The organism is Nocardia sp. A7 (assembly GCF_046549215.1).
GTDB lineage: Bacteria > Actinomycetota > Actinomycetes > Mycobacteriales > Mycobacteriaceae > Nocardia.
The window spans coordinates 331,726-346,013 of the sequence record NZ_JAJPWE010000001.1 but is presented as its reverse complement, the minus strand read 5'-3'; the positions used below and the strand labels follow the sequence as shown (position 1 = coordinate 346,013).

Here is a 14,288-nt window from a genome sequence, read left to right as displayed (position 1 = left end):
GATCGAGTCGGGTCAGCCGGCGCGCTCGGTCGCCAGCAGACCCCGCACGACCGCGAGCGAGGTGCTCTCGGTGTGGGATGACGCCGTGTCGTGCAGGATGTTGTAGCTGACAACGGGTTCCGGTGCGGCCCCCATGGCCGCGCCGTCGAGGATATCGATGGCGGCCGCGCCGCCGAGGATCATCCCCGCAGTGGTCAAGATCAGAGTGGAACGCCTCATAGTTCGTCTCCCTCATTCAGGGTTTCGACGTGTTCGCGGGGCAGCTTTCGATTGTCTGAGGATTAGCTGGTGCACAACCGTAGATCGACGGTTACTGCGGCAACAGGCGACGTCAGTAAGCGACACACAATTGTTGCCCTATGTGCGGGCGTGTTCGAACACAACTGCTACCGCGCCGTGATGAAAAGGTGAAATATCGGTTTCGATCGACTGAACGCGCTGATCAGAGGTCATGTTCGGGTAAATTACCGAATTACACGTGACTCAGCCGCGTTGCAGAGTTGCCGCTAAGTGATGCTGCAAAGATTCACCGACAGCCGCCATCCGCACCGTGTACTCGATCATGTCGCCGGTCACGTGGAACGACCTGCCCACCGCGGTAACCGACTTTGCGGATTCGCTCAGGCCGATATTCGTGGAGTTGAATTCGAGGCGAATTCCGTCGACCGTTTCGGTGATCGTGCCTTCACAGATCTCGGTGATTCCGGTCGGATGGGCGAGGATCAGTTCGACCCGGCCGGGCGCCGGGCTGCGCAGGTAACCGGTCTCGGCGTGCAGCGGTCGGCCGTCGGAGCCCGCCTTGGTTCGCTGCTGGTAGGTGAGGAACGGTTTGCCCAGGTGCCCGAAGGTGATCTCCTCGACGTAGTCGAAGGATTCGATGGTCGGGTATTCGCCCCTGCCCCGGCCGCGCCAGGTACCGAGCAGTGGTGCCAGAGCGGCGATGTCGGGATGCGGGGCGATGTTGGGGGAGGGTTCGACCACGGCCGACAGCGTAGCCCTGCGGTTCCTGCGGCGGTCACGGCACACCGCTGCATCAGCCACGATAAGGTCAGCCTCGCCTGAACGCCGTCCGGCGGAAGGTCGAAAGGACAAAGAACGTGAACGGACATGTGAGGGGTGCCCGCGGGGTGCGGTCCGGGCTGGTGCGCGGTGCGGTACTCGGCGCGGCAGTGTTGCTCGCCGCGGCGTGCTCGAACACCGAGCCCTCGACCGACAGCGTGGCCGCCTTGGACGGCAACCGCTACAGCCAGACCAACCTGGCCGCCGACAAGGACTCCTATCACGCCCAGTTCACGCTGCCCGGCATGGTCAACGCCTGGGGTCTGGCGGATCGGCCGAAGGGCGCGGGCGGACACTTCTGGGTCGGCGCCGGTGGCAAGTCGTTCCAGTTCGTCGGTGACGTGCAGGAGTCCTCGGATCCCAAGCTGCAGAAGCTGACCCAGGATCAGCTCAAGCTGGTCGCCATCCCCGGCGCCGACGCCGACACCTCCGACAAGAGCATCGGCAAGGCCACCGGCGTCGTGTTCAACCCGGCGCCGATCACCTCGGATCTGTTCGTGGTGCGCGACCAGTGGGTCGATGTGGACGGCATGCCGATCCCGCTCGGCGGTTCCGCGCGCTTCATCTTCGCCACCGATTCGGGCAAGATCTCGGCCTGGACCGAGCAGGCGCCCGACGGTGCGATCGTGCGACGCGACGGCGGCGCGAACCAGGTGTTCGACGGCTCCGCGCAGGGCATGGCCTTCTTCGGTATCGCGATGGCGCCCTCGGGCGACAAGCTCCTAGCGGCCGATTTCGGCACCGACCCGCAGGTGCGCACCTTCGACAAGAACTGGCAGCCGGTCGCGACCACCGGTTTCGCCAACCCGTTCGCCACCGGCGAGGTGATCGACGCCTCCTCGCCCGAGAAGGGCAAGAAGGCCGTGCCCGGCGACCCGGCGCCGTTCAACATCACCACGCTCGGTAGCCGAGTGTTCGTGTCCTATGCCATCACCGCGCCCGACGAGAAGGACCCGAAAGCCTTCGACAAGGGTGAAGAGGCCTCGCTCGACGCCGACCAGGACAAGGCCTCGGCCGGTAAGCCGGACAGGGGCAAGGTCGCCGAGTTCGACGGCGCGGGCAAGCTGGTGCGCATCATCGACGACGGCGGCAGGCTGAACGCACCGTGGGGTGTGGCGATCGCACCGTCGAACTTCGGCGCGCTCTCTGGCAAGCTGCTGATCGGCAATTTCGGTGGCCTCGGCCGCGTGCTGGCCTACGACGACACGACCGGTACCTTCGTCGACTACCTGCGCGACGGCGAAGGCGAGCCGGTCGAGATCGCCGGCCTCTGGGCGCTGATGTTCGGCAACGGCGAAAGCCTCGGCGACGCGAACGCCCTCTACTTCACAGCAGGTCCCGAAGACGAAAAGGACGGCCTCTTCGGCAGCCTCCGCCTGCAGTAGGTGCGGACGGACAAGGTAGGCGTACCGGACAATTCGATTGTCCGGCGGAAAACTGCTCTCGTCGGGGGCATTGTGAGGGACAGTGGTGGCGGAATAGTTGCCGGGCTGCGCGATCCGCGTCCGCTCGGTGCATTTCGTCCGCACGCTATGGCACCTCCACCGGGGTGTCGTGCCCGAGCCGGAGGTGTGCCAGATGAAGGTTTCGCGCGTTGACGTCGGTGGTTCGGCGGGGGAGCGGTGAAATGCTGCATTCGGCACGAGAGGCGATGCTGCCCGGCCGGGACGTGCTCCTGGCCGCCTTCCGCGGTTTGCCACACGATGACCACCCGATTCTCGACGCAGCGGGCGAGCTGGCGCTGCTGCACCAGTTACGCGAACGCACCCCGCTGAGCGAGTCCGAGCGCATCGACCGCCGCCGCGCCCAGTTGATGCGCGCGATCGACCGCTGGGTCATCCTCGCCGCCCCCATACCGCCCGCCGCGGCCGACGAACACTGCGAAACCCTCGGCGGGCTGGTCGACCGCCTCGCCAAACACTGTTCCCAGACCTTCGTCGCCCTGGCAGACGCCCCCGAATCGGTCTTCTACGACGAGTGGATCCGCCTCGATGACCTCGCCGAAAGCTACGACCGCCTGATCGAGGACCTCTGGTCAGGAGTGTGCAGCCTCCCCTCGACCACCTACTAGTGCCCGGACGGACATTCTTCAGGAGTGTGCAGCCTCCCCTCGACCACGTACTGACACCTAGGGGTGGTTTCACCGCCACCTGGGTGGGGGTGATCAGGCCCCGGGGTCGGTTGGGGCCGGGGTCTTCCTGCGCGACAGTGGAACTCACACCACTGTTGTCGGGTCGGCGAAGGAGATTCGGATGCGAGTTCGGTCGGCCGCGGATGCCCCTGAAAGTGTTGGGCCGCTGGAATTTTCGTACGACGTATCCTTTGTTGTGAGCACTCGCGACGACCAGGTCGACTTGGCGTCAACCTGTGGGTGGACCCCCGACCGGCCCGACTCGTGTCCGGCGGAATCCGCCGTCGACGAGCACGCCGACTCCGCGGCGACGGCCATCGTGGTGCCGATCCGCCCCCGCACCACCTACGTCGACGGCGTGCCCCTGTTCTGCCTGGCCGGTGAAGCGGTCCTGGCCTGGAACTACGCGGGCCTCGTCGCCCACATCGATCCCCGCGTCCCGATCTACGGCCTGCAGGCGAGCAGCGAACCGCGCACCATCCGCGAATACGCCACCCGCTACCTCGCCGAGATCCGCCGCATCGCCCCGCACGGCCCGTATCAGCTACTCGGTTGGTCCGCGGGCGGTTTCATCGTCCACGAAGTCGCGGTCCTGCTCCGCGCGGCGGGCGAACAGGTCCGATCGGTCCTTCTCGCCACCGACCCCGCGGCCCCCGCACCCGTGCCGCTGTCCGCCGACCGATTCGCCCCACTGCTCGGAACCGACGCCGACACCGCCGCGGGGATCAACGCCGCTCTCGCGGGCACCATCGACCTCACCGGCAGCGACCTCGACCGTCTCGCCGACGTGAGCGCCGCCGCCGCGCGCATGGTGACCGGCCACCGCCCCTCGTGGCTCCTCGGCGACCTGACGGTATGTATCGCAGGCCGGGAACCCGGCGGCACCGATCGCCTCGACCCTGCTGCCACGGTGCGCAATTGGCGCCCCTACGTCGAAGGGGCCGTCACCGGCTTCGTCCTCGACGCGACCCCCGATGAACTCACCGCACCCGACCTGCTCCCCGAGATCGCCCGAATCCTCGCGACCACGCCGTCCTCGGCGCGCACGACATGCTGACCGAGTTGCCCGGCGCGCCGGCGCACATCGACCACCATGGTGGCGTGCAGACCATCGACGAGCCCGCTACCGTCCGCTCGCCGACAGCGGCGCTCACCCAGTGGTGGGTGCTCGCGCTGCGACTGATCCGCCCGGCGTGGCGCACCGGGGAGATCTTCACCGCCCTGCTCGCCCCCGCCGTGTTCACCGTCGGCTTCTACGTGCCGCTAGACCTCGTGATGACCGTCTACGGGCACGGCCTGAGCAGCTACGCCCAGTTCCTGATGCCGATGATCGTCATGCAGGCGGTCGCGTTCTGCGCCATCACGGCCGCGTTCCGTTCCGCCACCGATGCCCGCGACGGCCTCGACATCCGTTTCGCCACCCTGCCCATGCCACGCTGGGTACCGTTCGCGGCCCGCATCACGGTGGCCGCCCACCGCGCGGTGATCGCGGTCGGTGCCGCGCTCGTCTGCGGGACAGTCATCGGCTTCCGCTTCTACGGAAGCTGGTGGCACACAGTGGGTTTCCTGCTCTTCGCCCTGCTGATCGCGACCGCCCTGTGTTGCGGTGCCGATCTGCTCGGCAGCATGTCGTCCAGTCCCGAGGCCACCACCCAGATCCTGGTGCTGCCGCAGTTGATCTTCGGCATGGTGTCCACCGGATTCGCGCCCGCGAGCCAGTTTCCCAGCTGGATCCAGGGTTTCGTTCGCAACCAGCCCGTCTCCCAGTTCGTCGACGGCCTACGCGCACTGGCGGGTGACTCCACCGGCAACGCGGGCGCGGTGGACATCGCGACGCTCGGACCCGGGCTCGCCTGGGCGCTCGGCATCCTGGTGGTCTGCTGCGGCCTCGCCTGGCGACACGCCGCACGGCGGGCCGCATGACCGTCATCGCCATGCCCGTGGTCACCCGGCAGACCGAGTCGCTGCGAATGCTGCTGCCGCAGACAGCGATCCAGACCAAACGTCTGCTGACGCGCTGGGTTCGGGACCCGTTGACGGTGATGCAGGCGCTGCTGTTCCCCGCGCTACTGCTGGTGATGCTGAATGCCGTGCTGGGCAAGCAGGTCTCGTCCTTCGCCGGTGCCGATGCCCTCTACGGCTCGGTGCCGATGGTCTCGCTGGTCGGCGTGATGTCGGGTTCGCTGGCCGGAGCCGTCACCCTCGGTCGCGAGCGCGAGGCGGGACTGCTGTCTCGATTCTGGGTGCTGCCGGTCCATCGCGCGTCGGGCCTGATGTCCAGGGTCCTCGCCGAAGGCGTGCGAATCCTGCTGTGCACCATGGTGATCTTCGCCGTCGGCGTCGCCCTCGGATTCCGCTTCACCCAGGGTCTGCCTGCCGCGATCGCGCTGTTCACCATCCCGGTGCTGTACGGGCTCGGCTTCGCGACCATGGTCACCGCCCTGGCCGTGTACACGGCGAAATCCGCACTGGTGGAAGTCGTTTCGCTGAGCTCATCGATGCTGATGTTCTTCAGTACCGGTTTCGTCCCGCTCGTCGCCTACCCCGGCTGGGCCCGCCCGATCGTGGAGAACAACCCACTCACCCACGCCATCGACACCATGCGCGGACTCTCGCTCGGCGGTCCCGTGCGCGGCCCACTGCTGGCCACGCTGGCCTGGTCGCTCGGCGCGATCGCGGTTTTCGCCCTGCCCGCCGCGATCGGGTTCCGGCGCGCCAGCCGCTACTGAGCGGCCGCGGACTGCGTGATCGCGTCGCGTGCTTCGGTGATCAGCTTCGCCGAGTCGCGGGGACTCAACGCCATCGCCCGCAACTGGTCGAAGATCACGCCGAACCGCCGGATCTCGGAGTGCCCCTCGACCAGATCGTGCACCGACATACTTTCCACGTACACCAGTTCGGGGTCGACGGGATTGCGGAAGTCGAGCAGCGTGAACGAGCCCGCCATGCCGGGGTGAGCGCCTGCGTCGAACGGAAGTACCTGCAGGATCACGTTCTTGCGCTTGGTCTCGTCGAGCAGCCGGTCGAGCTGGCCCGCCATCGTCGCCGGCCCGCCGACCACCCGGCGAATCGCCGCCTCGTCCATCACCACCCACAGTTCGAGCGGGTCGTCCTTGGTCAGGTTGATGGCGCGATCCATGCGTGCCTGCGCCCTGCTCTCCATCACCGCGGCGTCAAGGCGCGGCATCGAGGTGTCGATCACGGCGGCGGCGTACTCGAAGGTTTGTAGCAGGCCGGGCACCGTCGATGTCTGGTACTGCCTGGCCGACAATGCTTCCGCTTCGAAGTTGATGTAATTCGCATACACCTCCGATACCGCGCCTTCGTAAGGGCGCGACATGCCGGGTTTCAGCGCGTCGGTCAGCAGACTGAGTGCTTCCTCGCGCATTTTTTCGTCGACCTGATACAGGTCGAGCATGGCGCCGAGAGTGCGACGTTGCGGACGCGCCTGAGCCATTTCGATCCGGTACAGCGTGGTGACGTTGATACCGGTTCGCGCGCTGACGTCTTCCTTGCTCAGCTGGGCGCTTTCACGCAACTCGCGCAGCATGGCTGCGAGCCGGCGAAGCCGGACGGTCAGGGTCGTACGCTTGCCTGCCATGAAACGCATTATTGCGCCGCAAGGCCGGTATGTCACGCGTTCGGCGAAGACGGCGACATAGGTTCTGCCATGGTGTTCGGCGAGTCAGCGAAACGCGCCGGAAGGTTGTGCGGCGCTGCGGATGTGACCCCGGGTTCTGTCAGGGTGGCTTTACTGCAGGAGTGATAACGCAATCTTGCGTTTCGTCTTCTGAGCGAGCATGATCCAGTTAGCCTGGTTGCGAACAATCCGAACAGATGACCGGGATAACCGAATCGAGAGCCAATCATGTTGGTAGACAAATCTTGGGTGTCGGGTGAATTCGGGGCGTTGCGATGAGCGCGCCGGTGATGGGGGTACTGCCGACCGCTCCGCAATTGTTGTGCGCATTTCAGGGGCGACGATTTCAAGATCGCGAATTGTTGCGATCCGCGCACGCACTCGCTGAACTGCACGAACGGCGGGGGCAGGTGCGTGACATGGCATTGATCGCCGAGATCGATTGCCGTCGAAGTGAACTCGTCGACGACATCAACGACTGGTGTGTCCAGGAGATCCCGTTGCATCGCAACGGCGCCTCGCTGCACACCGAAAGTCTCGGAGCGGTCGTCGACCGGATGGCGCGTAGCTGGGTGGATGCCAACCAGGCCATCGACGTCGACGGCGCGCGAAGCGACAACACACACAAGCACTGGTATCACCTCGCCGAGCTTGTCGACGGTTACACAGATCTGGTCACCGACGTGGCGGGCGGACGGCGCAGGCTGCCCGAACAGTAAGGGCTACTCCGGCTCCGGTGACAGCCTCGCCTCGAAGGCGATGCGGTCACCACGGTAGAGCGAACGCACCCGTTCGATGGGTGCGCCGTCGGCGTCGACACTGCGCCGGTGCAGCAGCAGCATCGGTAGCGCGGTGGTGCATTCGAGGAGACCCGCCTCGCGTGGGGCGGCGAGTACGGTTTCGATGCGTTCGCGCGCACCGGCGAGTTCGACGCCGGTGGCGCGGATCGCGGCGTACAGCGACGTGGTGGGGTCATAGGTACCGCGCAGGGTGGCGAAGCGGTGCAGGGGTAGGTAGGTGCTCTCCAGTCCGACACGTTCACCGTCGGCTAACAGGACCCGCTCCAGGTGCATCACCTCGGTGCCGAGCTCCACCCCGAGATCGGCGGCCGTCGCGGCGTCGGCGGCGATGTCTTCCCACGCGACCAGGATGCGGCCGGGGGTGCGGCCGAGGCTGATCGCGCCCTCGGTATAGGAGCGCAGCGACAACGGCTGGGTCAGCTTGGGCCGGGAGACGACGGTGCCGCGGCCCTGTCGCCGAATTCGCCCCTCCACCAACAGTTCTCGCAGCGCTTGTCGCACGGTTTCGCGGGCGACGCCGAAGCGGGTGGCGAGGTCGCGTTCCGAGGGAACCGGATCGCCCTCGTCGAGATCGGTCAGGATCAGGTCGATTTCGGTGCGGACGAAGAACACCTTCGGAACGCGGGTCGTCTGCGGCGAATCCATGCCTCCAGCGTACCCGGATTGGTCTATACCAAAAATTAACTTGCCGTTCTCACTGTCCACACCTATCGGTCTAGACCATTTGCCACTATCGGTGGCATGCGATTGGTCATCATCGGTGGAGGGATCCTCGGCACCGCTCACGCCTGGGCGGCGACAGCCCGTGGACACGAGGTCGTGCACCTCGAACGCGAACGCGAGGCCCGCGGCGCGACGGTCCGCAATTTCGGTCTGGTCTGGGTCTCGGGTCGTTCGGCGAACGAGCTCGCGCTGACGCTGCGTTCCCGCGAGCTCTGGGAGGAGATCGGCGGCCGGGTCGCCGGCGTGGGCTTTCGGCCCGCGGGCTCGATCACGCTGGTGCGCACCCCCGCCGAACTCGCCGTCGCCGAGGCGGCCGCCGTCGGCGACACCGCCGACGCCCGCGGCTTCACCCTGCTCGACCCCGACGCGGTCCGCGCGATCAACCCGGCGGTGCGCGGCAAATACCTGGCGGGCCTGCACTGTTCGACCGACGCCGCGGTGGAGTCGCGGCAGGCGTTGCCCGCGCTGCGCGCCCATATGGCCGCGACCGGCCGCTACACCTTCCATGAGGGCACCGAAGCCCGCTCGGTGCTCGACACCGGTTCCGGCGCGGTGGTCGTCGACGATCACGGCCGTCGACACGAGGCCGACCTCGTCATCCACTGCCCCGGCGCCGCTCACTCCGGGCTCACCCGCGAACTGGCGGGCGAACTCCCGGTGCGCCGCGTGCGCCTGCAGATGATGCAGACCGCCCCGCTGGGTGAACCGCTCACCACCGCGATCGCCGACGGCGACAGCTTCCGCTACTACCCGGGTTTCGCGGGCCCGCAGGTGGATTCGCTGACCGCCGAGCAGTCCCAGACCGCCACCGCCGCCGAGCACAAGATGCAGCTGCTGTGCGTGCAGCGCCTGCACGGCGGCCTGACCATCGGCGACACCCACGAATACGTCGAGCCGTTCGCCTTCGACGTCGACGAAGCGCCCTACGACCACCTCACCGAGGTGACCGAGGAACTGCTCGGCCGCAAGTTGCCGCCGATCGTGCGGCGCTGGGCGGGCGTCTACAGCCAGAGCGTGGACCCCGGCGTTGTCGTCACCCGGGTACAGGCCGATACCAACGTCTGGGTCGTCACCGGCCCCGGCGGTCGCGGCATGACGCTCGGCCCCGCCATCGGCGAACAAACCGCCGACCAGATCGGACTGTGAGGAACACCTATGTCGGACAACAAGATTCAGCTCGCCGCCCTCGACATGGCAGGCACCACCGTCGCCGACGGTGGACTGGTGCTTCGCGCCTTCGAGAGCGCCGCCACCACCGCCGGGATCGAGACCGAGGGCCCGCGTCGTGAACAGGCCCGCCGCTACGTGGTCGACACCATGGGCCAGTCCAAGATCGAGGTGTTCCGCGCGCTGCTCGACGGCGACGAGGCCGCCGCCCAGAATGCCAACCGCGCCTTCGAGACCGCCTACGACGCCCTGGTCGACGAGGCCGACATCGCGCCGATTCCCGGTGCGGTGGAAGCGATCACCGCGCTGCGTGCGGCCGGTGTCCGGGTCGCGCTGACCACCGGATTCAGCCGGAGCACGCAGGACAAGCTCCTCGCCGCGCTGGGCTGGGCCGACCTGGTCGACCTCACCCTCGCGCCGTCGGATGCCGGACGCGGGCGCCCCTACCCCGACATGGTGCTGGCCGCCGCGCTGCGCCTCGGCGTCGACGCCGTCGACCGGATCGCCGTGCTCGGTGACACCACCAGCGACATCGCCACCGGCCTGGCCGCCGGTGCGGGCATCGTCGCGGGCACCCTCACCGGCGCGCACACCGCCGATCAGCTGCGCGCCGCCGGTGCCACCCATGTCGTGGCGTCGGTCGCCGAGTTCCCGGCGCTGGTGCTGGCCCGATGAGAACTGGTGCTCGGCCCCACTGAAACTCGGCCCCACTGAACCTGCCGTCGCGGTGATCGCCGCGGCGTCGCCCTCCGATCCATCCGTCCCTGCGATTCCCCCGACATCTGAAACGAAAGTTGCTGTCATCGTGCGTACTTCATTCACCGCGCGCCGCCTGGCTCCCCTGTCCAGGGCCGCGCTGCTGCTGGTCGGCATCACCGCCGTCGCGTTCACCGGCGCCTGTGGTGGCACCGGTACCGAATCCGCGGACGGTAGGACCGTCACCGTGTACTCCGCCGACGGGGTCGGCGGCTGGTACAAGTCCCAGTTCGACGCGTTCACCAAGGAGACCGGTATCGCGGTCAACCTGGTCGAGGCGGGCTCCGGCGAGGTCGTGAACCGGGTCGACAAGGAGCAGTCCAACCCGCAGGCCGACGTCGTCGTCACGCTGCCGCCGTTCATCCAGAAGGCCAAGCAGTCGGGGCTGTTGCAGCCAAGCGGCATCGACACCGCCGCTGTTCCGGCCGCGGCCAAGGACGCCGAGGGCACCTACGTGACCATGGCGAACAACTTCCTGTGCTTCATCGCCAACCCCGCGGTCGACGCCTCGGCGTTGACCTGGGAAGACCTGCTGAAGCCGGAGTACAAGGGCAAGCTGCAGTACTCCACCCCCGGCCAGGCCGGTGACGGCACCGCTGTGCTGGTACTGCTGCAGCAGTTGCGCGGCAAGCAGGGCGCCCTCGACTACCTGGCCGCGCTGCAGGCCAACAATGTCGGCCCCTCGTCCTCGACCGGCAAGCTGCAGGCCAAGGTCGACAAGGGTGAGCTGCTCATCGCCAACGGTGACGTGCAGATGAACCTGACCACGGTGAAGGAGAAGGGCTCCAAGTTCAACGTCTTCTTCCCGGCCGCCGACGGCAAGCGTTCCACCGTGGCCGTCCCGTACATGATGGGTCTGGCCAAGGGTGCGCCGCACAAGGACGACGCCGCCAAGCTGATGAGCTTCCTGATGGCTCCCGCCGCCCAGGCGAAGCTCGGTCCCGAGGCCTTCGCCGTGTCGCCCCGTACCGATGTGCCCGCCCCCGCTGATGGTGGTCCGGCCGCGGCACTGACGGGCGTCGACATCGTTCCGGTCGACTGGAACAAGGTGCTCACCGAGCTGGACGCCGATGTCGCGGCGTACCAGAAGGCAACCGGCAGCTGAATTCAGCTGTGACATAAGGGAGTTCGATGATGTCCGACGGTGACCTCCAGATGAGATCCGCCACCTCGGTGGCGGCAACCAACGAACCCGCGATCGTGTTCGACCGGGTCGGGGTCAGTTACGGCCGGGGCCGCAAGGCCGCTGTCGCGCTGGCCGATTTCACCCTGCGCGTCGCCGTCGGCGAGACCGTCGCGCTCCTCGGCCCGAGTGGGTCGGGCAAGTCGACCGCGCTCAAGGCACTGGCCGGTTTCGTCCGGCCGACCACGGGCGCGGTTCGGCTGGCCGGTCGCGACGTCACCGATCTCTCGCCCGCCAAGCGCGGGATCGGTGTCGTCGTGCAGTCCTACGCGCTGTTCCCGCACATGAATGTGCACAGCAATGTGGCATTCGGTCTGAAATCGCATCGGGTGCCGCGTGCGGAGATCGCCGCGCGGGTCACCGAAGCGCTCGACATGGTCGGCATGGGTGGCTACGCGCGGCGGCTGCCGCGTGAGTTGTCCGGCGGTCAGCAGCAGCGGGTGGCGATCGCCCGCGCGCTGGCCATCAAGCCCAGCGTGCTGCTGCTCGACGAACCACTCGCCGCGCTCGACGCGCAACTGCGCCATTCGATGCTCGGTGAGCTGCAGGCACTGCGCAAAGCATTGCCCGACACCGCGATGCTGTATGTCACCCATGATCAGGCCGAGGCGCTGGCGCTGGCCGATCGGATCGCGGTGATGCGCGATTCCCGGCTCGTCGACATCGACACCGCCGAGAACCTCTGGCAGCGCCCACCCACCGACTTCACCGCCGGTTTCCTCGGCGGCGCCAACCTGCTGCCCTGCACGGTGAACCACGTCACCGGCACCGCCGCCCTGGTCACCGCCGGCACCAACACCCTGCGTGCCCACGCGCCGCAACCCGGTGTGGGACTGGCGGATTGGGCGCCCGGCGACGACGCCCTGCTCTGCGTGCGCCCGCACACGATCACGATCGGCAAGCCCAGCGATCGGGATGCCCTGCGCGCCACCGTCCGCACCGCGGTATGGCGAGGTGCCACGACCAGGGTCGAACTCGCGGTCGACGGGCTGTCCGATGCGCTGGCCGCCGATGTGTCGGGGCATTTCACCTCGGAAGTCGGTGCCGTCGTCGGTGTGCGGCTCCCGGATCCGGCGGGGGTACTCATCCCGCGCGTGATCAGCGAGGTGCCGTCGTGAGCGTTGCCGTTCTCGACCGGCCCGATGTGCCGCCGCCGTCGCGGGATCGCGCGCCGCGTCGGTCGTGGCTACCGATCCTGTGGACGTTGCCGCCTGTGCTCGTGGTGCTCGGCATCGCCGGTTATCCGATCCTGCGGGTGTTGACCGAGTCCACCCAGACCCCGACCGGCCGTGGCACCGAGGTCTGGACCGCGGTGCTCGGGTCCGACGCCTTCCGGGACGCGTTGTGGCGCACCGTTTCCATCGCCGTCTGTGCCACGGCCGGATGCCTGGTCCTTGGCACGTTCCTCGCGATCGTGCTGGCTTTCGTGCCGTTCCCCGGATCCGGTGTGGTCGGCAGGCTCATCGACACGATCCTGACGCTGCCCTCGTTCCTGATCACGCTCGCCTTCACGTTCCTCTACGGGACAGCGGGCGCGGTGAACGCGCTGATCGCGGAATTGACCGGTGCGACAACGCCGGTCATCGACTTCCTCACCACCCCATTGGGCGTGGTGCTGGCCGAGATCACCTACTTCACCCCGTTCGTGGTGCGCCCGGTGCTGGCGGCGTTCGCGCAGATGCCGCGCGAACAACTCGATGTGGCAGCGAGTCTCGGTGCTTCACCGTGGCGGGTGCTGCGTCAGGTGGTGCTGCCCGAGGCGTGGCCCGCGCTCGCGGCGGGCGGCTCGCTGGTACTGCTGCTCACGCTCAACGAGTTCGGCATCGTCTTGTTCACCGGCGCCAAGGGCGTGATCACGCTGCCCGCGCTGATCTACACCCGCGGCATCGTCACCTTCGACCTGCCCGGCGCGGCGGTGCTGGCCTCGGTGCAGGTGCTGCTCTCGCTGAGCCTCTACCTCGTCTACCGGTTCGTCTTCGCCCGGTTCATCGCCCGCCCGAAGGGGGACTGATCGTGCTTGTCTGGACTCCGCGCGGAAAAGCGCTGGTACTCGGCGTTTTCGCACTCGTGGTCGCGGTGGTCTTCGTCGCTCCGATCGCCACCGTGATCGCCGCCGCGCTGGCGGGCAGCTGGACCGGCCCACTGCCCTCGGATCTCGGTTTCACCAACATCGGCAACGCGCTCAGCGGCGAACAGGCGGCCAGCCTCTCGGTGAGCCTGCAAACCGCCCTGCTCGCCGGCGCGATCTCTTTGGTCCTCGGCACCTGGGCCGCCCTGGCTTCGCGCGAAGCGCCCTCGTGGTTGCGCCGGGTGACCGACGCCGTGTTCCACCTCCCCGTCGCCGTCCCGTCGGTCGCGGTCGGCCTCGGCGTCCTCATCGCTTTCAACGAACGCCCGCTCCTGCTCGGCGGCACCAAGTGGATCGTCATCCTCGCCCACGCCGTCCTGGTTCTGGCCTACGCTTTCAGCGCCGTCTCCGCCGCCCTCGACCGCCTCGACCCCGCCTATCGCCAAGCCGCCGAATCCCTCGGCGCGGGCCCTGTTCGAGTCCTGTGCCAGATCACCCTGCCACTGCTGTTGCCCGCCCTCGGCGCTGCCGCGGGCCTGGCGGTCGCCCTGTCCATGGGCGAACTCGGTGCGACCATCATGGTGTACCCCGCGACCTGGAAGACGTTGCCCGTCAGCATCTTCGCCCAAACCGACCGCGGCGAGGTGTTCGACGCGGCCGCCGCGACGACGGTGCTCGTGGTCGTGACCCTCGTGGTGCTCGTTGTCCTTGGCAAGGTGCGGGGTCGCGCCGCCGTGCGCTGACCGCGATCGCCTGACCGG

16 protein-coding genes are annotated in these 14,288 nt (G+C 67.7%); 12 read left to right on the top strand and 4 right to left on the bottom strand.

Going from position 1 to position 14,288, the window contains the following annotated elements; genetic code table 11:
- Positions 1 to 12: 12 nt before the first annotated feature.
- Both ACLJPD_RS01505 and ACLJPD_RS01500 read right to left on the bottom strand, forming a co-directional pair.
- Positions 13 to 219, bottom strand: coding sequence for a hypothetical protein (locus ACLJPD_RS01505; protein WP_410869862.1), 207 nt, complete (start codon positions 217 to 219; stop codon positions 13 to 15).
- A 264-nt stretch (positions 220 to 483) separates the two neighbouring features.
- Positions 484 to 981, bottom strand: coding sequence for a peroxynitrite isomerase (locus tag ACLJPD_RS01500; protein WP_410869861.1), 498 nt, complete (start codon positions 979 to 981; stop codon positions 484 to 486).
- A gap of 116 nt (positions 982 to 1,097) precedes the next feature.
- Here ACLJPD_RS01500 and ACLJPD_RS01495 point away from each other — a divergent pair, with 116 nt between their 5' ends.
- The 5 genes from ACLJPD_RS01495 (at position 1,098) to ACLJPD_RS01475 (ending at position 5,919) form a co-directional block, all read left to right on the top strand.
- Positions 1,098 to 2,444, top strand: coding sequence for a TIGR03118 family protein (locus tag ACLJPD_RS01495; protein WP_410869860.1), 1,347 nt, complete (start codon positions 1,098 to 1,100; stop codon positions 2,442 to 2,444).
- Between the two features lie 242 nt (positions 2,445 to 2,686).
- Entirely contained in the window at positions 2,687 to 3,130 is a 444-nt protein-coding gene (locus tag ACLJPD_RS01490; RefSeq protein ID WP_410869859.1) for a hypothetical protein, read from the top strand.
- 256 nt (positions 3,131 to 3,386) lie between these two features.
- Complete coding sequence (locus ACLJPD_RS01485) at positions 3,387 to 4,247, top strand: thioesterase domain-containing protein (protein ID WP_410869858.1); 861 nt, start codon at positions 3,387 to 3,389, stop codon at positions 4,245 to 4,247.
- Complete coding sequence (locus ACLJPD_RS01480) at positions 4,241 to 5,113, top strand: ABC transporter permease (RefSeq protein WP_410869857.1); 873 nt, start codon at positions 4,241 to 4,243, stop codon at positions 5,111 to 5,113. The genes ACLJPD_RS01485 and ACLJPD_RS01480 overlap by 7 nt, the downstream gene beginning before the upstream one ends.
- The gene (locus ACLJPD_RS01475) at positions 5,110 to 5,919 is read left to right on the top strand and encodes an ABC transporter permease (RefSeq protein ID WP_410869856.1); all 810 of its coding nucleotides are present in this window, start codon (positions 5,110 to 5,112) and stop codon (positions 5,917 to 5,919) included. The genes ACLJPD_RS01480 and ACLJPD_RS01475 overlap by 4 nt, the downstream gene beginning before the upstream one ends.
- Here the strand turns inward: ACLJPD_RS01475 and ACLJPD_RS01470 are convergent.
- The gene (locus tag ACLJPD_RS01470) at positions 5,913 to 6,791 is read right to left on the bottom strand and encodes a helix-turn-helix domain-containing protein (protein WP_410869855.1); all 879 of its coding nucleotides are present in this window, start codon (positions 6,789 to 6,791) and stop codon (positions 5,913 to 5,915) included. The two genes, ACLJPD_RS01475 and ACLJPD_RS01470, sit on opposite strands and share 7 nt — an antisense overlap.
- Before the next feature lie 398 nt (positions 6,792 to 7,189).
- Between ACLJPD_RS01470 and ACLJPD_RS01465 the strand changes: the two genes are divergently transcribed.
- On the top strand, positions 7,190 to 7,549 hold the full coding sequence (locus ACLJPD_RS01465) for a DUF4254 domain-containing protein (RefSeq protein WP_410869853.1): 360 nt from the start codon (positions 7,190 to 7,192) through the stop codon (positions 7,547 to 7,549).
- 3 nt (positions 7,550 to 7,552) lie between these two features.
- On the opposite strand, the gene ACLJPD_RS01460 is transcribed toward ACLJPD_RS01465, so the two are convergent.
- Entirely contained in the window at positions 7,553 to 8,275 is a 723-nt protein-coding gene (locus ACLJPD_RS01460) for a GntR family transcriptional regulator (RefSeq protein WP_410869852.1), read from the bottom strand.
- Positions 8,276 to 8,371: 96 nt separating this feature from the next.
- Between ACLJPD_RS01460 and ACLJPD_RS01455 the strand changes: the two genes are divergently transcribed.
- From ACLJPD_RS01455 to ACLJPD_RS01430, 6 genes are all read left to right on the top strand, one after another.
- Positions 8,372 to 9,499, top strand: a complete 1,128-nt coding sequence (locus ACLJPD_RS01455; protein WP_410869851.1) for a TIGR03364 family FAD-dependent oxidoreductase — start codon at positions 8,372 to 8,374, stop codon at positions 9,497 to 9,499.
- A gap of 9 nt (positions 9,500 to 9,508) precedes the next feature.
- Entirely contained in the window at positions 9,509 to 10,195 is a 687-nt protein-coding gene (locus tag ACLJPD_RS01450) for a phosphonatase-like hydrolase (protein ID WP_410869849.1), read from the top strand.
- 130 nt (positions 10,196 to 10,325) lie between these two features.
- The gene (locus ACLJPD_RS01445) at positions 10,326 to 11,381 is read left to right on the top strand and encodes a 2-aminoethylphosphonate ABC transporter substrate-binding protein (RefSeq protein WP_410869848.1); all 1,056 of its coding nucleotides are present in this window, start codon (positions 10,326 to 10,328) and stop codon (positions 11,379 to 11,381) included.
- A 29-nt stretch (positions 11,382 to 11,410) separates the two neighbouring features.
- Positions 11,411 to 12,577, top strand: coding sequence for an ABC transporter ATP-binding protein (locus tag ACLJPD_RS01440; RefSeq protein ID WP_410869847.1), 1,167 nt, complete (start codon positions 11,411 to 11,413; stop codon positions 12,575 to 12,577).
- Positions 12,574 to 13,470, top strand: coding sequence for a 2-aminoethylphosphonate ABC transporter permease subunit (locus ACLJPD_RS01435; protein ID WP_410869846.1), 897 nt, complete (start codon positions 12,574 to 12,576; stop codon positions 13,468 to 13,470). The genes ACLJPD_RS01440 and ACLJPD_RS01435 overlap by 4 nt, the downstream gene beginning before the upstream one ends.
- Before the next feature lie 2 nt (positions 13,471 to 13,472).
- Positions 13,473 to 14,270, top strand: a complete 798-nt coding sequence (locus ACLJPD_RS01430) for an ABC transporter permease (protein ID WP_410869845.1) — start codon at positions 13,473 to 13,475, stop codon at positions 14,268 to 14,270.
- Positions 14,271 to 14,288 lie beyond the last annotated feature (18 nt).